At 71.1% G+C, this 20,368-nt stretch carries 17 protein-coding genes and 1 pseudogene; 12 read left to right on the top strand and 6 right to left on the bottom strand.

Annotated elements, in window-relative coordinates; all coding sequences use genetic code 11:
• Positions 1-2 precede the first annotated feature (2 nt).
• The 3 genes and pseudogenes from M3666_RS00420 to M3666_RS00410 all read right to left on the bottom strand — a co-directional run bounded on the left by M3666_RS00420 (position 3) and on the right by M3666_RS00410 (position 3,399).
• Positions 3-938 carry a carbohydrate ABC transporter permease gene (locus M3666_RS00420; protein ID WP_081984575.1) on the bottom strand — a complete coding sequence of 312 codons (936 nt, stop codon included), beginning with the start codon at positions 936-938 and terminating at the stop codon, positions 3-5.
• 182 nt (positions 939-1,120) lie between these two features.
• Positions 1,121-2,038 (bottom strand): annotated as a pseudogene (locus tag M3666_RS00415) (carbohydrate ABC transporter permease); the annotation flags it as partial.
• Positions 2,035-3,399: an ABC transporter substrate-binding protein gene (locus M3666_RS00410; RefSeq protein WP_066651907.1), complete on the bottom strand. Its 1,365-nt coding sequence runs from the start codon at positions 3,397-3,399 to the stop codon at positions 2,035-2,037. The gene M3666_RS00410 and the pseudogene M3666_RS00415, both read right to left, overlap by 4 nt.
• A 379-nt stretch (positions 3,400-3,778) precedes the next feature.
• On the opposite strand from M3666_RS00410, the gene M3666_RS00405 reads away from it, so the two are divergent.
• Positions 3,779-4,054, top strand: coding sequence for a hypothetical protein (locus M3666_RS00405; protein ID WP_251154157.1), 276 nt, complete (start codon positions 3,779-3,781; stop codon positions 4,052-4,054).
• Positions 4,054-5,220, top strand: coding sequence for a Vms1/Ankzf1 family peptidyl-tRNA hydrolase (locus M3666_RS00400; RefSeq protein WP_209684164.1), 1,167 nt, complete (start codon positions 4,054-4,056; stop codon positions 5,218-5,220). The genes M3666_RS00405 and M3666_RS00400 overlap by 1 nt, the downstream gene beginning before the upstream one ends.
• A gap of 170 nt (positions 5,221-5,390) precedes the next feature.
• On the opposite strand, the gene M3666_RS00395 is transcribed toward M3666_RS00400, so the two are convergent.
• Positions 5,391-6,554, bottom strand: a complete 1,164-nt coding sequence (locus M3666_RS00395) for an MFS transporter (RefSeq protein WP_251154409.1) — start codon at positions 6,552-6,554, stop codon at positions 5,391-5,393.
• A gap of 134 nt (positions 6,555-6,688) precedes the next feature.
• Here M3666_RS00395 and M3666_RS00390 point away from each other — a divergent pair, with 134 nt between their 5' ends.
• Complete coding sequence (locus M3666_RS00390) at positions 6,689-7,429, top strand: GntR family transcriptional regulator (protein WP_251154156.1); 741 nt, start codon at positions 6,689-6,691, stop codon at positions 7,427-7,429.
• A gap of 136 nt (positions 7,430-7,565) precedes the next feature.
• Here the strand turns inward: M3666_RS00390 and M3666_RS00385 are convergent, their stop codons facing one another.
• Positions 7,566-7,721 (bottom strand): hypothetical protein, encoded by a 156-nt coding sequence (locus M3666_RS00385; RefSeq protein WP_158407723.1) that lies wholly within the window; start codon positions 7,719-7,721, stop codon positions 7,566-7,568.
• A 205-nt stretch (positions 7,722-7,926) separates the two neighbouring features.
• Between M3666_RS00385 and M3666_RS00380 the strand changes: the two genes are divergently transcribed.
• From M3666_RS00380 to M3666_RS00350, 7 genes are all read left to right on the top strand, one after another.
• Positions 7,927-9,030: a LacI family DNA-binding transcriptional regulator gene (locus M3666_RS00380; protein ID WP_251154155.1), complete on the top strand. Its 1,104-nt coding sequence runs from the start codon at positions 7,927-7,929 to the stop codon at positions 9,028-9,030.
• Positions 9,031-9,263: 233 nt separating this feature from the next.
• Positions 9,264-11,045 carry an ABC transporter substrate-binding protein gene (locus M3666_RS00375; RefSeq protein WP_251154154.1) on the top strand — a complete coding sequence of 594 codons (1,782 nt, stop codon included), beginning with the start codon at positions 9,264-9,266 and terminating at the stop codon, positions 11,043-11,045.
• Positions 11,042-12,022, top strand: coding sequence for an ABC transporter permease (locus M3666_RS00370; protein WP_066651916.1), 981 nt, complete (start codon positions 11,042-11,044; stop codon positions 12,020-12,022). The genes M3666_RS00375 and M3666_RS00370 overlap by 4 nt, the downstream gene beginning before the upstream one ends.
• Positions 12,019-12,975, top strand: coding sequence for an ABC transporter permease (locus M3666_RS00365; protein WP_066651920.1), 957 nt, complete (start codon positions 12,019-12,021; stop codon positions 12,973-12,975). Before M3666_RS00370 ends, M3666_RS00365 begins: the two co-directional genes overlap by 4 nt.
• Entirely contained in the window at positions 12,972-14,735 is a 1,764-nt protein-coding gene (locus M3666_RS00360; protein ID WP_251154153.1) for an ABC transporter ATP-binding protein, read from the top strand. Before M3666_RS00365 ends, M3666_RS00360 begins: the two co-directional genes overlap by 4 nt.
• The gene (locus M3666_RS00355) at positions 14,732-15,619 is read left to right on the top strand and encodes an alpha/beta fold hydrolase (RefSeq protein ID WP_251154152.1); all 888 of its coding nucleotides are present in this window, start codon (positions 14,732-14,734) and stop codon (positions 15,617-15,619) included. The genes M3666_RS00360 and M3666_RS00355 overlap by 4 nt, the downstream gene beginning before the upstream one ends.
• An 8-nt stretch (positions 15,620-15,627) precedes the next feature.
• The gene (locus tag M3666_RS00350) at positions 15,628-16,824 is read left to right on the top strand and encodes a glycoside hydrolase family 1 protein (RefSeq protein WP_374109565.1); all 1,197 of its coding nucleotides are present in this window, start codon (positions 15,628-15,630) and stop codon (positions 16,822-16,824) included.
• 112 nt (positions 16,825-16,936) lie between these two features.
• On the opposite strand, the gene M3666_RS00345 is transcribed toward M3666_RS00350, so the two are convergent.
• Complete coding sequence (locus tag M3666_RS00345) at positions 16,937-17,875, bottom strand: hypothetical protein (protein WP_209684154.1); 939 nt, start codon at positions 17,873-17,875, stop codon at positions 16,937-16,939.
• An 81-nt stretch (positions 17,876-17,956) separates the two neighbouring features.
• Between M3666_RS00345 and M3666_RS00340 the strand changes: the two genes are divergently transcribed.
• Positions 17,957-19,399, top strand: coding sequence for a polysaccharide biosynthesis tyrosine autokinase (locus M3666_RS00340; RefSeq protein ID WP_251154151.1), 1,443 nt, complete (start codon positions 17,957-17,959; stop codon positions 19,397-19,399).
• The gene (galE, locus tag M3666_RS00335) at positions 19,396-20,346 is read left to right on the top strand and encodes a UDP-glucose 4-epimerase GalE (RefSeq protein ID WP_209684151.1); all 951 of its coding nucleotides are present in this window, start codon (positions 19,396-19,398) and stop codon (positions 20,344-20,346) included. Before M3666_RS00340 ends, galE begins: the two co-directional genes overlap by 4 nt.
• The last annotated feature ends 22 nt before the right edge of the window (positions 20,347-20,368 follow it).

The following is a 20,368-nucleotide window of genomic DNA, read 5'->3' as shown; positions in this document are numbered from 1 at the left end:
GGTCAACCCTTGACCGATCCTTCCGTGAGGCCCCCGCGCCAGAAGCGCTGCAGGACGATGATCGCGATCACCAGCGGGATCACCGAGACGAGCACGCCGCCGGTGGTGAGCTGGTAGAACTCTGGCAGACGATCGACCTGTGCCCGCCAGTTGTTGAGTCCCAGTGTGATCGGGTAGAGCTTCTGGTCTGCCAGCATGATGAGCGGCAGGAAGAAGTTGTTCCAGATGCCGACGACCTGGAACAGGAACACGGTCACGAGCGCCGGGGTCATCTGGCGCAGCACGATCGTGTGGAAGATCCGCAGCTCGCCGGCACCGTCGATGCGGGCCTGCTCGAGGAGCGCCGTGTCGACCGAGGCGGCGGCGTACACCCGGCAGAGGAACAGCCCGAACGGGGAGACGAGGCTCGGGATGAGCACGCTCCAGTACGTGTCGGTCAGGCCCATCGTCGAGAAGAGCAGGAACAGGGGCAGCGCCGTCGCGGTCCCCGGCACGAGCACACCGCCGAGGATCGTGCCGAACACCAGCTGCCGCCCGCGGAACTCGTACTTCGCGAGCGCGTACCCGCCGGCCGCGGCGAAGTAGGTCGCCAGGACCGCGCCGACGCCGGAGTACAGGACGCTGTTCGCGATCCAGCGGACGAAGATGCCGCCGTCGTACGAGAACACCTGCTGGATGTTGCTGAACAGCGCGAACTCGCCGCCGAACCAGAACCCGTTCGTCGCGAACAGGGCGCCGGTGGTCTTCGTCGCCGCGATGACGACCCAGTACAGCGGCACGAGGAAGTAGACCGCGACGATGACCAGGATGGCCGTCACCACGATCTGCGAGCGGGGGGAGCGGTCGAGCTTGCGGCGCTGGTGCGCCGTGATCGACGTGGTGTCGACGGGCTCGGCCGCCTGCTTGGTGACTGGCGCCTCGATGGCTTCGCTGGTCATGCTTCCGCCCCCTTGCTGTCGGCCTGGAGGCGCGGCGCGGCTCCGGTGGTGGTGCTGCGGTCCGCGACGCCGGTGGCGGGTCGCGACCCGGTGGCGGACGTGCCGCGCGTCTGGAGCGCACGCCGTGCCTCCAGGCCGTCGCGCTTGGCCCGCTTCTTCTGGTCGCGCTCGTTCTTCGGCGCGCGGTTCGTCAGCGCGAGGAACGCGAACGACAGGATGAACGCGGCCAGCGCGATGATCACGGCCTGCGCGCTCGCGACGCCGTACTCGTTGAACGCGAAGGCGTTCGTGTACGCGGCGTAGTTCGGCGTGTACTCGGTGTCGATGGCGGGCGCGACCGTCGACAGGATCTGCGGCTCGGCGAAGAGCTGCAGCGTGCCGATGATCGAGAAGACCGTCGTGAGCACCAGGGCCGGGGCGATGAGCGGGATCTGGATCCGCCACGCGACCTGGAAGGGGCCGGCGCCGTCCATCTTCGCGGCCTCGTAGACCTCGCCGGGGATCGACTTGAGCTGCGCCACGATGATGAGCATGTTGTAGCCGGTGTAGGTCCACGTGACGATGTTCGCGATCGACCACAGCACGCTGTTCGCGCCGAGGAAGTCCGGCTGCAGCCCCATCGACTGCAGCAGCGACACGATCGGCGACAGGCCGGGCACGTAGAGGAACGACCAGAGGATCGTCGCGATGACGCCGGGGACGCCGTACGGCATGAAGTAGACCGCGCGGAAGAAGGCGGGCCAGCGGGCGCTCGCCGACTCGAGCAGCAGCGCGAGGATCGTGCAGAGGACGATCATCACCGGCACCTGCACGATGCCGAACAGGAGCATGCGCCAGATCGAGCCGACGAACCCGGCGTCGTTCAGCGCGGTGACGTAGTTGTCGAAGCCGGCGAAGCGGCCGGTGACGCCGTCCTCGCCGAACAGGCCCTCGCGGTCGACGGTGGTGAAGCTCTGGAAGAGCGCGCTGATGATCGGGATGATGAACGTCAGCACGAACAGGGCGAGGAACGGGGCGAGCAGGATCCACGGGGCGCGCTTCTGGGCGCTCGTGGCCTTGGTGCTCGTGCGGAAGCCGGATCCCGGCTGGGTGGCGGTCATCGTGCGGTCCTGACGCTGAGGCCCTTGTCCTTGAAGGACTGGACGATCTCCCGCTGGGCGAGCTCGACCGCGTCCGTGAGCTTCAGCCCACCGGTGAGCTTGCGGCGGAACTGGTTCTGCAGGCTGGTGAAGGCCGACTGGGTCACGGGCGACCACGACCACTCCAGGTTCTGCTCCTGGGCCGAGGGGACGAAGACCTCCTCGTTGTAGTTCTGCCCGGAGAACCACTCGGACGGCTGCTGGCGCGCCTTGCCGATGTAGTCCTTCGCCGGCGACCACCCGATGCCGCAGTACTTGATCATCGCGTCGACGCCCTCCTTCGAGGTCGTCATCCACGTGATGAACTCGAGCGCTTCCGCCGGGTGCTTCGCGTTCGCCAGCACGGCGGCCGTCGAGCCGCCGATCGAGCTCGAGCCGTAGCCGGTGCCGCCCCACGTCTGCATGGGGGCGACCTTCCACTTGCCCTCGCCGCCCTGCACGGACTGGATGAGGGCGTCGCCCCAACTCGCGCTCGTGACCGCGGCGATCTTGCCGCTCGCGGCGGCGGCGTACCAGCCCGGGGAGTACGCCCCGGCACTCGTGTCGACCAACTTGTCGTCGATGACCCCGTCGAAGAACTCGGCGACCATCATCGTCTTGTCGTCGGTCATGTCGACGACCCAGGCGTCACCGTCGGTCCGGAACCAGCGCGCGCCCGCCTGCTGCGCGTACGCGGCGAAGGGCGAGGCGTCGGCGACCGGGAACACCTCGAGGTAGTTGCCGTTGCCCGTGCCGCGCACCTTGTCGGCCAGGTCGCGCCACTCGTCCCACGTCGTCGGGGGCTGACCGCCGGCCTGCTCGAGGATCGCGGTCTGGTAGTAGAAGCCCATCGGGCCGGTGTCCTGCGGGATGCCGTAGACGCCGTCGACGAACTCGACCTGCGACCACGCGGCCTCGTCGTACTTCGACTGCACGTCCTTCGCGCCGTACCGGGCGAGGTCGACCAGGCCGTTCGCGAGCATGAACTCCGGGATCTGCCGGAACTCGACCTGCCCGATGTCCGGACCGCCGCCGGCCGCGAGCGCGGAGTACATCTTCTGGTACCCGCCCGCGTTGCCCCCGGGGATCCAGTTCGCGGTGACCTGGATGCGCGGGTTCTTCGCGTTCCAGACGTCGCAGACCTTCTGGAGGTCCTTGAGCCACGCCCAGTAGGTGATCTGGACGGTCTCGCCACCGGCGGCCGCGGGGACCAGCGCAGCCTTGTTGACGTTCGTCGATCCCGGGACGGCGCACCCGGCGAGCAACCCCGCCGCAGCTGTTCCGAGTCCGAGTCCGAGCAGGTTCCGTCGTGACAGGACGGTTCTCGATGGGATGGGTGTCATCACGGCTCCGGTTCGTCGTTGAGCGGGGTCGGAGCCAGCAAAGCACAAAACCGAGCGAGGCTGTGCATTCCTGAAGTATCCACAGAACGTCGTGACCGAACCGTGGCCCGGTGCCTCCGGCGACGCGGCGCGGTGCGGCGGCGCGCGACGGCGCGAGACTCGGTTCCGCGGACACGTTCGCGGTCGCGGCGACGCGAATCCGTCCGCTCACGCGAGCCTCGGGGCGGGCCGTCGCCGCTCCGCACCGCGCTGGCTGCGTGTTCGCTCCGACCTCCGAACGTGGTCAGCGCCGAGCGCGCACCGTGGTCAGCACGCACAACACCGAAGCCGCAGGCGGCCCGACAGCGACGTCGGCGGCACCGACGCAAAGGGGCAGGCGATGACCGATCGCGGCAACAGCACGCACGGACCCGAGCTCGACGACCAGCTCGCGCACGAGGCGCAGAGCATCGTCCAGGGGCACGGCAGCAACGCACACGTCGAGGAGTTCCGGCAGTCCGAACCGGTGCCCGACGACACCGACGACGCCGAGACGGTGACGGCCTCCGGGTACGACGGCGAGCTCGAGGGGTCGTTGCAGGACGACGGATCGGGCGTCGGCGGGGGATCGGACGCCGTCTTCACGACCGAGACCGACGAGGAGGGCGAGCGCTGATGGCCCAGACCACCCGCGAGACCAGCGCCCTGCAGCCCGAGATCGTCCAGGCGCTCCAGACGCCGGGCACCTGGACGTGGGCCTACGTCGACGCGTCGGGCAACCGCGAGGACCCGCGCCGCATCGCCGCGCTCCAGCGTCGGACCGTCTCCGATGCGCTCGCGGGGCAGGGCTGCTCCGAGCGTGCCGCACAGATCATCGAGGAGGAGCTCGTCGAACAGCCCGGCGTGCCCGCACCCGTCGCCCGGTACGTGCTCGTCCGCGACGACGAGCTCGTGCTCAGCGAGGTGCTGCCCGGGCACCTGCACGGCCAGGAGTCGATCGGCACCGGCGCCGTCCCCGACCTGCTGCCCCTGCTCGCCCACCGGCCCTTCGACCTGCCGTTCCTCGTCGTCACCGTCGGACGTGAGGGCGGCGGCTTCCGCAGCTACCGACTCGGGCACGCCCCCACCGGCGCCGCCGAGGACGAGCAGCGCGTGCAGGGCCGGACCGACACGCTGCACAAGGCGAAGTCCGGTGCCGGGTGGAAGCAGCCGCACTGGCACCAGCACGCCGAGGAGATCTGGAAGCAGACCGCCGGCGAGGTCGCGGCCGCGATCGAGGAGACCGTCCGGGCGACCGCGCCCCGGCTGATCGTGCTCGCCGGGGACATCCGTGCCCGCGAACTCCTGCGTGGTGAGCTCTCGACGTCGACCCGGGCGCTGGTCACCGAGGTCGCGGTCGACCCGCGCGCCGACGACGCCTCCGAGAAGGCGCTCGTGCAGCACGTCGACCTCGCCCTCGCCCGCGTCCTGGCGTCGCGGCGGCACGACGTGCAGGACCTGCTCCGCACGCACGAGGGTCGCGGGGACAACGAGAGCGTCAGCGGGATCGGTGCCGTCGTGTCCGCGCTGCAGCAGGCCCAGGCAGCCGTCGTCACGCTCGACGCCGGTGCGCTCGGGGACCGGACGCTGTACGCGCTCGATGCCGCACCCTGGGTCGCCACCGCTCCCGAGCAGGCCGCGGGGGCGTCGGTGCTGGGGCAGGTCCCGGCGGTCTGCGCACTCGTCCGGGCGGTCGTCCTGACCGACGCCGAACTCGTCCTGGTGAACGCGGCGTCGCTGCCGAGCGGTGCCCCCGCGTCCGCGCTCCTGCGCTGGCCGGTCGGTCCCGCCGTCCCTGCCTGACCCCGTCCGCCGCGGAGGCCCCTCGCACGGACGCCCCTTCCGCGGGACGCAACGTCGGCGGTTGCTCGCAGCGGTACACCCCTGCGAGCAACCGCCGACGTTGCGTGTTGCGGGCGAGGCTCCTCCGGGTCGCGTGCCGGGCGTCGAGCTGCCCGGGGCGGTGCTGGGCGTCAGTCGTGGGAGACGTCGTCGCGCGGGACGACCGGTAGCGCGAGCAGGGGGAGCGCAGCCACGATCGCGAACGACGCTGCGAAGCCGAGCACCCCGACGAGTGCACCGACACCGGGGCCGACGGCGCTCGCCGCCAGGAACTGCCCCGTGTTCTGCGCACCGAGCGCCCGGCCCGACCACGAGGGCCCCGCCGCCTCGGCCACCGACGTGTAGGCGAGCCCGTTGTCCGCCACGGTGACGCTCGTGGCGATGACGAGGAACACCGCCGCGGGCGCCCAGTGCGACACGTCGACGAGCGCGAGTGCGCCCATCACGGCCGCTGCGGCCACCGCGACGACGCGCAACGGCCCGACCCGGGAAGCGACGCGGTCGCTCCAGGCGCCGACCAGGATGCGCCCGACGGCCCCCACGAACTGCGAGGCGCCGACCAGCAGCCCGGCCGCAGGCGTCGACCAGCCGAGGCCCACCAGCCAGACCAGCCCGTACGTCGAGAGCGTGAACTGCGGCACGACGAGCAGCACCGACACGAGGTGCACCCGCCACAGGAACCCGGACGCCCGGTACGGGTTCGCTGGGCCCCCGTCGATCGTCGCGGTCGCCGCCGCTGCCCGGGCCTGCCGAGGCCGTGGGGGATCGACGATGCTCACGGCGCAGAGCACGGTGAGCACCGCGCACAGCACGAACGGCAGCACGAGTGCGGTCCGGACACCGTGCGTCTCGGTCAGCAGCGGCACCGTCACGGCAGCGAGCGTCACGCCGAGCGGCTGCGACATCTGCCGGATGCCCATCGCGAGACCGCGGCGCTCCCTCGGGAACCACCCGACCACGACCCGTCCGCTCGCCGCGTTCGTCGACGCGCTCGTCATGCCCGCCGCCAGGAACGCGACCCCGAGCAGCAGTGGGTCGCCCGCCGTGACCCACGCCGCGACGACGGTCAGGGTGGTCAGCGCGAGTCCGCCGGCGATCACCACCCGTTCGCCGACGCGGTCGGTCACCGCGCCCCAGGCGATGAGGGTGAGGACGAGGCCGATCGTCGGGGCGGCCGCGAACAGTCCCGCCGACGCGAAGGGCATCCCCTGCGCCAGCAGGTGCGGGATGAGCAGCGCCGGGGCGGAGACGACGAGGGTCCCGGCGGCCTGTGCCGCGACGCCGAGCGCGAGCATGGTCCACGCCCTGGCGGGGACGACGGGCGGAGCGGCGGTGGTGGTCTGCGCGGGCACGTCGTCTCGATCGGGGAGCGGTTGGTGTACCAGGACGGTATACCAACACGCGTCGATCTGCACTACGCTGGTCCGCCGTGACCGAGACGACCGAGACCGCCGCGCCCGTCTCGCAGACGAGCCAGCTCTACGACAACCTGCGCGCGGCGATCCTGACCCTCGACATCGCCCCCGGAGAGCGGATCTCGGAGCGCGGACTCGAGGGACGCTTCCACGCCTCGCGGACCCCCGTGCGCGCTGCGCTGTCACGGCTCGAGCGCGAGGGGCTCATCCTCCACGAGGGGCGGTCGTGGACGGTCACCCCGATCGACCTCGACGAGATCGCGTCGCTCGCCGAGCTCCGCGGCGTGCTCGAACCCGCCGCGGCGCGTCTCGCCGTCGAGCGCGCCTCCGCCGAGCAGCTCGACGAGGTCCGTGCGCACCTCGACCAGCTCCGCAGCACACCCGACCGCGAGGCCGGGATCCGCATGGGGTCGACGTTCCACCTGGACCTCGCCGCGCTCGGGGGCAACCGCTTCGTCACCGATGCGATCGCCGACGCCCTCACTCGACTCGAGCGGACGCGGTGGATCGAGGTCCGCACCGCAGAGGCGCGCGAGGCCGCGTGGGACGAGCACAGCGCGATCCTCGAGGCCGTCCGTGCAGGCGAGGCCGACCGCGCGGCCGAGCTGCTGGCGGCGCACGTCGCGGGGACCAACGACCGCCTGCTCGCGTTCATCGCGCAGGAGCGACGGCGCCTGCGCGGTGCCGGCATGGCGATCGTCGGCAGCCCGGAGCTGCTCGGCGACGGCGACCCGGCAACCACCCAGGCGCACTGACCACCCAGGCGCACCGGTCAGGAGCGACCGGCCGCACTCGCCACCCGGGCGCACCGGCCAACAGGCACCGGGGCGCACCGGCCGGGAGGCACCGGCCGGACCGACGAGGCGGACCCGACCCGTGCCTCCCGGCTGGTCAGGCCCTGGTCGTGGGTTCCTCGGACCCGTCGATCTCCTGGGCGGACAGCGTCGCGCCGTGCTCGGTGTGGTCGAGGAGCGCGTCGCGCACCTCGGCCTCGTCGGTGGTGAGTCGGATGGCGTGCTTGCTGCCGGACCGCGTCTGCTGGGACATCGAGAGTTCCTCCTGTGTGCGTGGGCACCGTCGTGGTGCGCTTCCTCACGGGACGTTCTGAGGTCGCAACAGTCTGCGCCCGCCCCTCCGCGGAACGCAAGGGTGTCGGCCGGCCTGTGGAGGAGTCGGAGTCGGGCCCGTGCCTAGGATGGTGCGGCCGCGCACCGGTGCAGCGGCCGGGTGGACGTCGGACGGGAGGCACGGCATGAGCGCGCAGCGCACCGCACCTCCCACGGTCTACGACGTCGCGTCCCAGGCCGGCGTGTCCATCGCCACCGTCTCCCGCGTGCTCCGCACGCCGGACGCCGTCCGTGAGGGCACCCGCGACCGCGTGCAGGCGGCGATCCGGAGCCTCGGCTACGTGCCGTCCGGCAACGCACGCGCCCTGGCCGGCAAGCGGACCGGCGTGGTCGGCCTGCTGCTGCCCGGGTTCGACGTCGTCCCGGACGAGCGACCCGACCTCGTCACGGACGGTGGCGTCCGGGTCGTCGACGACCGACGCCACGTCACGCAACCGTTCTCGTCGAACCTGTACTTCGACGAGGTCCTGCGCGGTGCCGAGACCGAAGCGTGGCAGCGGGGGCTCGCCCTGATGGTGGCGGCCGGGCGCGGGTCCTCGCGGGACGTCATCGTGAACGACGTCGCGGGTCGGGTCGACGGCCTCGCGGTACTCGCGCAGACGGTGCCCGACGACCTGCTCGAGCACGTCGCCCGGCGCATCCCGGTCGTGGTGCTCGCGGACGACCGGCGCTCGCACGGCTTCGACTCGGTGAGCGTCGACAACGCCGCGGGCATGCGCACGCTCGCCTCGCACGTGATCGGTCGGCTCGGGATCCGCTCGCTGGCGTACCTGGCGGGGCCGATCGACTCTCCGGACGACATCGAGCGTTCGGCGGGCTTCCGCCAGGCGCTCGCCGACAACGACCTGGCGGCGTCCGACGTGCGGGTGGTGCACGGCGACTTCGGGCGCGCACGGGCTCGTGAGCTCGCGTCGGCCCTGTTCGACGGAGTCGACGTCCCCCGCGGGGTGATCTGCTCGAACGACCAGTCCGCGCTCGGCGTGCTCGACGCCGCCGGGGCGCGGGGGCTGCGCGTCCCCGAGGACGTCGTGGTGACCGGCTTCGACGGCATCGACGCCGGGCGCTTCTCGACGCCGCCCCTGACGACGGTGCACCAGCCGATGGGGGAGCTCGGTCGTGCGGCCGTCCGGGCGATCGTCGACCGGTTCGAGCGGCGCGACGGGCCCCCGCGCGCTGTGCGGCTGCCGGTCGAGGTGCTGCTGCGCGAGAGCTGCCCGCCCGCGCTGTAGGCGTCGCCGAGTCGGGGTCTGGCCCTGGCCCAGGTCGCACGACATGCCGCCGACTGCCGCTCCGGTCGCACGACTTGCCGTCTGTACGGCGAACGGGCGGCATGTCGTGCGACCGGAACGCTCGTGGACGGCCCTCGGTCGTGGCGACCACCAGAAGGGACCGCAGTTGCGGAGCGCGATGTAAGCGCATACATTGGGCGGAGCACCCACTCGACACGGAGGTCGACCGAGCAATGACGCTTCCCCCACAGCGCACGCGCGGGCACCGCGACCCGCGCACGGACGGACGGCGGACGCCACCGGCGCCGCACACCCCCGCCCGCCGGCGCGGCCGCATCGCCGCCGCCATCGCCGGACTCGCGGTCGTGGCCCTCGTGGCCACCGGCTGCAGCATCCAGGTCCGCTCCCAGCCGGACCCGAGCATCGGCAAGGACACGATGCTCATCAACGCGGACCGTGGCAACCCACTGTTCGACCGTAACTTCAACCCGTACATCCCGAACGCCCGCACCGCGAGCAAGTGGATGTACGAGCCGCTCATCGAGATCAACCCGCTCGACGGCAAGGGCACCCCGTGGCTCGCGAGCTCCTGGGAGCTGCCCGACGCGCGGACGATCGACATGACGATCCGCAAGGGCGTCGAGTGGTCCGACGGCACGCCGTTCACCCCCGAGGACGTCCTCTTCACGTTCGACCTGCTCAAGAAGTTCCCGGCGATGGACGTCAAGGGTGCCTGGCAGCACATCGACCGCATCGAGCGGGACGGCGACCACCTGGTCTTCCACCTCAACGGCGAGGACGTCCCGAGCCTCAACATCATCGGCGCGACCTACATCCTCCCCGAGCACCACTACGGGAAGGTGAAGGACCCGGTCACCTGGCGTGACCCGAACCCGGTCGGCACCGGTCCGTTCGTCCTGGGCAACTACTCCGACCAGCAGTACTCGATGGACAAGAACCCGACGTACTGGCAGGCGGACAAGATCGCGATCGAGCACCTCGTGCTCCCCGCGACGAACACGCAGCTCGACACCGTCACGCGTGGCTACGACTGGGCGTACTCGTTCATCTCGGACGTCAAGGGCACGTGGGGGGCCGCGTCCGACACGAACCAGTGGTGGTTCCCCGCCGGCGGCGTGATCGGTCTCATCCCGAACCTGACGAAGGCGCCGTACGACGACGTCAACGTGCGCAAGGGCATCTCCTACGCGCTCGACCGCGACGGCATCGCCGAGACCGCCTCCGAGGGCAACCTCAGCGCCGCGGGTCAGACCGGCCTGATCCTGCCGAACCAGGAGCAGTACCTCGACCCGTCGATCCCCGACAAGGGGATGATCACGCAGGACACCGACCGCGCCCTCGCCGAGTTCGCGAAGTCCGGCTACGAGCAGCAGGGCGGCAAGCTCGTCAAGGACGGCAAGCAGCTCGAGATCAACCTGATGACCGCGAACGGCTACTCGGACTGGCTCCGTGCCGCACAGCAGGTGCAGCGTGACCTCGGGAAGATCGGCGTGAAGGTGCAGATCCAGGCACCGCAGCCCGCCGGCTACCAGCAGAACATCAACAACGGCAAGTTCGACATGGCGATGGGCGGCATGGGGAACGGCGACGTCTTCCAGGCCTACAACTCGCTGCTGTCGAGCGACTTCTACCAGCCGGTCGGCAAGTCGACGGTGAACAACTTCGAGCGGTACAGGAACGCGGACACCCAGAAGCTCCTCGACGAGTACCGCGGCACGACCGACCGTGCCGAGCAGCAGCGGATCCTGGACCAGCTGCAGGCCATCGTGTACGACGACCTGCCCGTGATCGGCATGTACTACGGCGGACTCTGGGGCCTGTTCAACACCGGCAAGTTCGTCGGCTGGCCGAGCGCCGAGGACCCGTACATGGCTCCGCAGAACTACGACTCCGCACCGCTGCTCATCTTCACGAAGCTCCGGCTCCGTGACAGCGCAGCAGGCAAGCAGATCCTCGAAGAGCAGAAGACGCAGCAGAAGGAGGCGGGCAAGTGAAGTACATCCTCCAGAAACTCGTCCTCTTCGTCCTGACCCTCTGGGCCGCGGTCACGCTGAACTTCGTGCTCCCGCGCCTCATGCCGGGCAGCCCGTCCGACGCGGCGCTTGCGAAGCTCAGCCAGAACGGTCCGGTCACCGACGCCACGAAGAAGGCCATCGAGGCCCAGCTCGGCGTCCCCAGCGGCAACCTCTGGGACCAGTACGTCAGCTACCTGCACCAGGTCGTCACCCTCGACTTCGGCACGAGCTACACGTTCTACCCGCAGCCGGTCGGTGACCTGGTCGGCCGCGCACTGCCGTACACGCTCGTGCTCGTCGGCACGGTGACGGTCCTGGCGTTCGTCATCGGCACGCTGATCGGTGTCGCTGCGGCGTGGAAGCGCGGCACGTGGCTCGACTCGCTCCCGACCCTGTCCGGCAGCTTCATGTCGACGTTCCCGTACTTCTGGACGGCGCTCCTGCTGCTGTTCTTCCTCGGCTACGTCCTGCACTGGTTCCCGACCACCGGGGCGTCGTCCGCGACGAGCGTCCCGGGCTGGAACGGCACCTACATCGGCGACGTCCTGCGGCACGCGGTCCTGCCGGCCGTGACGATCCTCGTGACGAGCCTCGGCGGCTGGATCATCGGCATGCGCAACGCGATGATCAACACCCTCGGTGACGACTACGTCACCTTCGCCGAGGCCAACGGCCTCCGCGGTCGCACGGTCGCCGTCCGGTACGCCGCGCGCAACGCGATCCTGCCGAACCTGACCGGCTTCGGCCTGGCGCTCGGTGGCGTGGTCGGCGGCTCGGTGCTGGTCGAGCAGGTGTTCGGCTACCCGGGCATCGGCTACCTGCTCTTCAACGCCGTGATCGGGCAGGACTACCCGCTCATGCAGGCCCTCTTCCTGATGATCACCGTGTCGGTGCTCATCGCCAACTTCATCGTGGACGTCCTGTACGGCGTCCTGGACCCGAGGACGCGCCGATGACCGACAACGCGACCGTCGCAGTACGGACCCAAGACAAGCAACAAGACCAGGGCGACCAGCAGGCCCCCTCCAAGCTCCGATCAGCAGGACGACAGTTCGGCGTCGTCTGGAGCAACACGAAGGCCCGCATCGGCCTGTGCATCCTCGGCACCTTCGTCCTCATCGCCCTGTTCGCCCCGCTCCTCGCCCCCTACGGCGGCAGTCAGAACGGCTTCGCGCGGAATGCCGACGCCAGCTGGGCGCACTGGATGGGTACCACCGCCGCCGGCGAGGACGTCCTCTCCCAACTGATCTACGGCGCCCGGGTCTCCGTGCTCGTCGGCGCGGTCGCGGGCCTCCTGTCCACGCTCGTCGCCGTCGCGATCGGCCTGAGCTGGGGCTACATCCGCGGCTGGGTCGCCGAGGTCATCGGGTTCATCGTGAACCTGTTCCTCGTCATCCCGGGCCTGCCGCTCATGATCGTCATCGCGGCCTACCTGCAGAACGGCGGCATCGCGGTGATCATCGCCGTGATCGTCGTCACCGGCTGGGCCTGGGGTGCGCGCGTCCTGCGCAGCCAGACGCAGTCCCTGCGCAGCCGCGACTTCGTCACCGCGGCGCAGTTCTCCGGTGACGGTGCGACGCGCATCGTGTTCCGCGAGATCCTGCCGAACATGACGAGCCTGATCGTCGGCAGCTTCTTCGGCGCGGCGACCAGCGCGATCCTCGCCGAGGCCGGTCTGGAGTTCCTCGGACTCGGCGACTCGTCGATCGTCAGCTGGGGCACGATCCTCTACTGGGCGCAGAACTCGAACGCACTGCTCACCGGCCAGTGGATCCTGCTGTTCGCCCCCGGTCTCTGCATCGCCCTGCTGGCGATGAGCCTCACCCTCATCAACTTCGGCGTCGACGCCGTGTCCAACCCGCGGCTGCGCGAGGGCGCGCGCCGCAAGCGCAAGGAGGTCACCGCATGAGCGGCGCAACCAGCGACGGCCTGGAGGCCCGTGGCGGCACCGCCACGCGCCTCCCGTCCGACGGCACCCAGGCCGAGGTCCTGCTCGACGTCCGCGACCTGTCCGTCGTCTACGAGTCGGCCGGCCAGACGGCCGTCCAGGCCGTCGACCACGTCTCCTTCCAGCTGCGCAAGGGCGAGTTCGTCGGCCTGGTCGGCGAGTCCGGCTCGGGCAAGTCGACCCTCGGCTACGCGCTGACCCGGCTGCAGAAGCCGCCGGCGCGCACCAACGGCGGCAGCATCGTCTTCGGCGGGGCGGACATCCGTGACCTCGACGACGAGGCACTCCGGCAGCAGCGCCAGGGCGGCTTCGCGATGGTGCTGCAGTCCGGCATGAACGCGCTCAACCCGGTGCGCACGATCCGCAACCACTTCATCGACGTCTTCAAGGCCCACGGCCACGTGCCGCGCGAGCGCTGGGACGCCCGGATGCGGGAGCTCATCGGCAAGGTGAAGCTGCCCGAGACGATGCTCGCGCGGTACCCCGGCGAGCTCTCCGGCGGCATGCGGCAGCGCGTGTCGATCGCCCTCGCGCTGTCGCTCGAGCCGCAGCTCATGGTGTTCGACGAGCCGACCACGGCCCTCGACGTCCTCGTGCAGCACGCGGTGATGGACACGATCATCGAGCTGCAGCGGTCCGAGGGGTTCACGGCGATCCTCATCAGCCACGACCTCGGCATCGTGCTCGAGGCCACCGAGCGCGTGCTCGTCATGCACGAGGGGCGGATCGTCGAGGACGGCCGGTCGCTCGAGGTCCTCCGCGACCCGCAGGACGACTACACGAAGATGCTCCTGTCGCACTACGCCGATCCGCGCGCGGAGGTCGTGTCGCTGCCGGGCTTCCCCGATCGGTCGCAGCGGTCGGTCTCCCGTCAGGAGACGACCTCGTCGTTCGCCACCGTCGGGTCGCGTGAGCGCAGTGCCGCGAAGAACCCGATCGTCGTCGACCACCTCGTGAAGACGTACCCGGCGCCCCGCCGCGGTGAGCAGCCCGTGCAGGCGGTCCGCGACGTGTCGTTCACCCTCGAACCCGGGCAGTCGCTCGCCCTGGTCGGCCAGTCCGGCTCGGGCAAGTCGACCATCGCGAAGATGCTCACCGGCGTCGAGCAGCCGACCTCGGGCACGGTGCGCTTCGGCGACACGGACGTGGCGAAGCTCGGGCGGCGGGGGCTCAAGGACCTGCGCTCCGAGGTGCAGATGGTGTTCCAGGACCCGTACGCGGCGCTCAACCCGCTGCACACGGTGGAGTACATCCTGTCCCGGCCGATCGCGAACTACACCGGGCTCCGCGGGCGGGATGCCCGGCGCCGGATGCTCGAGATCCTCGAGACCGTGGGCCTGACCCCCGTCGAGCAGTTCGCGCAGAAGCTCCCGCACCAGCTCTCCGGCGGGCAGCGGCAGCGCGTCGTCATCGCCCGGGCGCTCGCGAGCGACCCGCAGGTGATCATCGCCGACGAGCCGGTCTCGATGCTCGACGTGACGCTGCGGGCCGGCGTGCTCGCGCTGCTCGAGGACCTGCGCGAGCAGTGGGGCGTCTCGCTCCTCTACATCACGCACGACCTGCTGAGCGCGCGGCTCATCACCGACGACATCATGGTGCTGCACGACGGCGCCGTGGTCGAGCGGGGCCGGACGGCCGAGGTGCTGCAGCACCCGCAGGACGACTACACGGTGGCGCTGCTGGACGCGGTACCGAACCCGCGGCGCACACTGCTCGCATGACCACGGTGCACGAGTTCCCGTCCGTCCCGGCCTTCGGGCACCTCCCCACGCCCGAGGGCGTCGACGTCGTCGGCATCGACCTGCCGGTCGGACGGCTCACCGCCTACCGGGTGGTCCCGTCCGGACCGTCGGAGGGCGTCGTGCTCGTCGTCCCCGGGTACACCGGCTCGAAGGAGGACTGGCGCACCTTCATGCCGCTCCTGCGCGAGGCCGGCTGGACCGCGGTCGCGATCAGCCGCCGCGGTCAGGCGGACTCGGCGGCACCGACCGCACCGTCCGACTACGCGTTGGACGAGGAAGCGGCCGACGTCGTCCGGGTCGCGGCACTGCTCGACGACGGCGCGCCCGTGCACCTGATCGGGCACTCGCTCGGCGGGGTCATCGCCCGTGAGGCCGCCATCGCCTCGCCGCAGTCGTTCCGGTCCCTCGTGCAGTTCTGCTCCGGCCCGTACGGCTGGCCCTACCGCAAGGTCACGGAGCTGACGATCCTGCACGACACCGGCGGCAACCTCCGGCAGCTGTTCGACGCCACGAACCCGCTCTGGGCGTACCGACCCGACGAGGAACTCCCCGACGACGCCCGGATGGTCCGCGACCGCTTCGACGCCACGAGCCCGCTGAGCGTCGTCGCCGGCGGGCACATCCTCGAGGACCACACCGACTCGTCCGCCGATCTCCGCGCGACCGGGCTCCCCGTCCTCGTGGCGCACGGCGAGTGGGACGGTGCCTGGCCGATCCCGTGGCAGCGGCAGATGGCGGAGGACACCGGCGCCCGCTACGAGGTCGTCCCCACGAGCTACCACGGCCCCCACGTCGAGAACCCGGCCGCGACCATCGCGCTGTTCGACTCGTTCTTGACGAGCACTGACTCGTCGCAGCACTGAAAGGACCCATCATCACCACGCTGCAGTTCCCCGACGGCTTCCTCTGGGGTGCCGCCACCGCCGCCCACCAGATCGAGGGCAACAACGTCAACAGCAACTGGTGGGTGCACGAGCACGAGCCCGACACCACCATCGTCGAGCCCTCCGGCGACGCCGCGGACAGCTACCACCGCTACCGCGAGGACATCCGCATCGCCGCCGACCTCGGCCTGAACTCCTACCGGTTCAGCATCGAGTGGGCACGCATCGAGCCCGAGCGCGGTCACGTCTCCCGCGCCGAGGTCGACCACTACCGCCGCATGGTCGAGGCCTGCCACGAGGCCGGCATCGAGCCGATCGTCACCCTCATGCACTTCACCGTGCCGCGCTGGTTCGAGCGCGACGGCTTCTGGCGCGCCGACGACGCGGCCGACCTGTTCGCCCGCTACACCGAGGCCGCGCTGCCGGTCGTGCAGGACGGCGTCCGCTACGTCTGCACGATCAACGAGCCGAACATCGCGGCGATGCTCGCCGGGGGAGAGGACGCCGCCAACCTGGTCGCCTACGGCCTGCCGAACCCGGACCTGCACGTGGCGGACCAGCTGCTCGCGTCGCACAAGCGGTCCCGCGAGGTCCTGTCCCAGGTCGCCGGGCTCCAGTCCGGCTGGACCATCGCCACGCAGGCGTTCCGCGCGAACGGCGAGCCCGGCTCCGAGGAGATGCTCCGCGAGTACGGCTACCCGCGTGACGACTGGTACCTCGAGCAGGCCGCGGGCGACGACTTCCTCGGCGTGCAGGCGTACACCCGAACCTTCATCGGGCCGGACGGGCCGCTGCCCGTGTCGAACGACGTCGAGACGACCCTCACCGGGTGGGAGTTCTGGCCGGAGGCGTCGGCCGACGGGCTCCGCAGCGCGTGGGAGCTCTCCGGCCACGTGCCGCTGATGATCACCGAGAACGGCATCGCCACCGCCGACGACTCCCGCCGGGTCGCGTACACGCAGGGCGCCCTCGAGGGGATCCACCGCTGCATCGAGGACGGCATCGAGGTCCTGGGCTACCAGCACTGGTCCCTCCTCGACAACTACGAGTGGGCCTCCGGCTACCGCCCGACCTTCGGGCTCGTCGCGTGGGACCGCGAGACCTTCGCACGGACGCCGAAGGACTCGGCGCGCTGGTACGGGAAGGTCGCGCAGGCGAACGCGCTCGAGACCCGTCGCGACTGACGCGATCCCCTGACGGACTGGAGGCGGGGGGGGCCGCGGGCCCCCCCCCTCCCGGCCGGTGGGCGGGGGCCCTGGGGCCCCCCCGCCTCCAGTCCGTCCATGGGCCCCTCGATCAGCGGGTCGCCTCGTCGCTCGAGGGATCGTCGGCGACGTGGGCCTCGCCGAAGGCGTGCGCGTCGAACCAGGCGAGCAGCACCTCTTCCGCCTTGCGCGACCCGCGCTCGCGGGCGATGTCGAGCGCCGTCCGGTCCTCGGCGTCGAGCACCGTGACGTCCGCGCCCCGTTCGATGAGCGCCTCCGTCGTCCCGCGCCGGTCGAACCAGGCGGCGGCGTGCAGCGGGGCGAAGCCCCAGCGCGGGTCGACCTCGTCGATCCCGGTCGGGTCCGCGCCGAACCCGTCGAGCTCGAGCGAGAGCCCGCCGACGTCCCCGTGACCCGCAGCGCGCACCGCGGGGGCGGCCCACTCGAGCCAGCCGTCCGGCACCGGGCCGTGCCAGCCGTGGGTGGGGCGTGCCTCCAGGTCGGACCACGCCGACTCGGCGACGGGGCGGACCTCGATCACCACGTCGCGGAAGTGCACCGCGAGCTCGCCGGTGGGGGAGAGCAGCAGGCGGAGCTCCCAGACGTCGGCGTCGACGTGGGCGATCTCGCCGCGGGAGACCTGGACGTCGCCGGCGAGGACCGCGAGCGCTGCGGTGTCCGCGGGCTCGAGGACGGCGCGGTGGAACTCGAGCGTCACACGGGCGTGGTTCCAGCGGCGCCAGAGGCCGTCCGGGGTGTCGAGGACCTCGTCGGTCCGGACGACCACGACGGCCCGGACCGTGCGGGTCGGCGCCTCGTCGATGCCGGCGGTGTCCGGGGTGCCGGTCGGCGTCGTCGTCTCGGTCTCGTGCCACTCGGCGATGCGGGCCTCGTTCCACGTCACGGACGCGAGGGCGGCGACGGACGGGGGTGCATCGGTGACCAGACGGGCGAGGTGCTCGGCGTAGCCCTCGACGTCCTCGAGGGAGACGTACCCGACCCCGGGCCAGCCCACTCGACTCCATCGCACGGGGTCGACCCTACCGAATCGCCCTGCCGTTCGACTGTGCTCTGATATACTGACATGTGAAATCGGAACAGGAAGGCCTCCATGTCGCTCGTCGAGTACCTGCAGCTGCTTCGTCGTTCGTGGCTGGTGATCACCTGCACCGCGCTGCTCGGCATCGCGGCGGCGAGCTCGTTCCTGCTGGTGGTCACACCGCAGTACACGACGTCGACGCGGCTCTACATCTCGGCGTCTGCGGGCGACGGAGCGGTGGCCAGTGAACTCACGCAGAGCAACTCGTTCGCCGTGCAGGCCGCCGTGACGTACGCCGGCGTCGCCGCCAGTCCGCTCGTGCTGCAGCGCGCGATCGACGAGCTGCACCTCGACGAGTCCGCCCGAGACCTCGCGACGCGCGTGACGGCCACGACGAAGGACGGGACGGCGCTGCTCGACATCGCGGTGACCGATTCCGACCCGTCACGGGCGGCGGAGACGGCGAACGCGATCGCCGTCGCCTTCGGCGATGTCCTCACGTCGAAGCTCGAGCCTGCGCGTGACGGCGACCGCCCGCTCGTCTCCAGCACGGTCATCGCTCCCGCCATCGCCCCCGCGGCGCCGACCGCTCCCCGCCCGGTCCCGGTCATCGTCGCCGGGTTCGTGCTCGGGACGGCCGTGGGCGTCGGCTTCGCCGTCCTGCGCAAGGTGCTCGACACCCGGCTGCGCAGCGTCGCCGCGATCGAGGACGCGACCGAGGTGCCCTACCTGGGCAGCATCCTGCACGACCCCGAAGCACCCGTCCGTCCCCTGCTCCTGCAGCACGACCCGCGCAGCGCGGCGGCAGAGGCGGTCCGTCGGGTGCGCGCGGCGCTCGAGTTCGTCCGGTTCCCGGAAGGGCGGGCGACCTTCGTCGTCACCAGCGCCGGTGCGTCGGAAGGGAAGAGCTACAGTGCGGCGAACCTCGCGCTCGCCCTTGCCGAGACCGGGTCGCGTGTCGCCCTCGTGGACAGCGACCTCCGTCGCCCGCAGGTCGCGGAGCGCTTCGGGCTCGAGGGGGCTGCCGGACTCAGCGACCTGTTGATCGGACGACTCGAGCTGTCGGACGTCCTGCAGCCGTGGGGGCGCCAGGGCCTCGTCGTGCTGCCGTCCGGCCCCGTGCCACCGAACCCGTCCGAGCTCCTCGGGTCGCCGGCGATGGGTGCGCTCGTCGACGAGCTGCAGCAGCACTTCGACTACGTCGTCATCGATGCGCCACCGGTGCTGCTCGTCGCCGACGCCGCCGTCCTCAGCCGCTTCGCTTCGGTGCTGCTCGCGGTTCCGCACGGCAGGGTCAGCCGCACGACGATCGCGGCGGCGATGCGGACGCTCCGCGGGGTGGGCGCGAACGTGATCGGGTCGATCGGTACGCTCGTACGGCCGACGGAGGGTGATCAGCCCTACCGCTACGGCGCTTACGGAGCCGCTTACGGAGCTGAGGAGACGGAGCCGGCGGCAGAGGTGCAGTCGGCTCTGGTCGTCGGTGGTCCCGCGCGACCGGGGTCGCGAGCATGAGCGTCACGCTCGTCACCGGCGGCGCCGGGTACATCGGTGCGCACGTCGTGCGGGCGCTGCTCGCCAGCGGCGACCGCGTGGTCGTGGTCGACGACCTGTCGACGGGATTCGCCGACCGCGTCGACGTCCCGATCGCACGACTCGACCTTGCCGGCGCCGGTGCCTCCGAGGCACTGGCCTCGGTGCTCGAGGAGGAGCGGGTCGACAGCGTGGTGCACCTGGCCGCGCTGAAGGACGTCGGTGAGTCCGTCGCCGACCCGGAGCGGTACTACCGGGTCAACGTCCTCGGGGTCGTGCACGTGCTCGAGGCCATGCGGCGAGCGGGGGTGCGCGACCTGGTGTTCTCGTCCTCGGCCGCCGTCTACGGGAACGTCGACAGCGAGAGCGTCGACGAGGACGCACCCTGTCGCCCGATCAACCCCTACGGTCGCTCGAAGCTCGTCGGTGAGTGGGCGATCGAGGACGCCACACGCGCCTGGGGGCTGCGCGCCCTCCGGCTGCGCTACTTCAACGTCGCCGGCGCGGGCGGTCGGCACCTGCGGGACCGCGTTGCGGCCAACCTCATCCCGATCGTGCTCGACCGGGTCCGACGGGGCGAGCCCGCTCAGGTCTTCGGTGCCGATCACCCCACCGTGGACGGCACCTGCGTTCGTGACTACGTCCACGTCGAGGACCTCGCAGATGCCCACGTCGCAGCGGTGCATGCGCTCCGATCGGACCGCACGGGCGACGACGCCCTGAACATCGGTACCGGCAGGGGGGCCTCCGTCCGCGAGGTCATCGACGTCATCGGAGCGGTGACCGGGGCCGCGGCCGAGGCGCGGGTGGTCGACCGGCGCGTGGGTGACCCGGCGGCGATGGTCGCGAACCCCGCACGAGCGCAACGACTCCTCGGCTGGCGGGCTCGTCGGGACCTGCGAGAGATCGTGCGCTCCGCCGGCGAGTGACGATGATGGCGGAGGGCGGTGC

Origin of the sequence: Curtobacterium sp. ODYSSEY 48 V2, from assembly GCF_023712625.1 — a bacterium.
Taxonomy (GTDB): domain Bacteria; phylum Actinomycetota; class Actinomycetes; order Actinomycetales; family Microbacteriaceae; genus Curtobacterium.
Note: the sequence above shows the minus strand (reverse complement) of the source record. Positions and strands in the feature narration are given on the sequence as shown.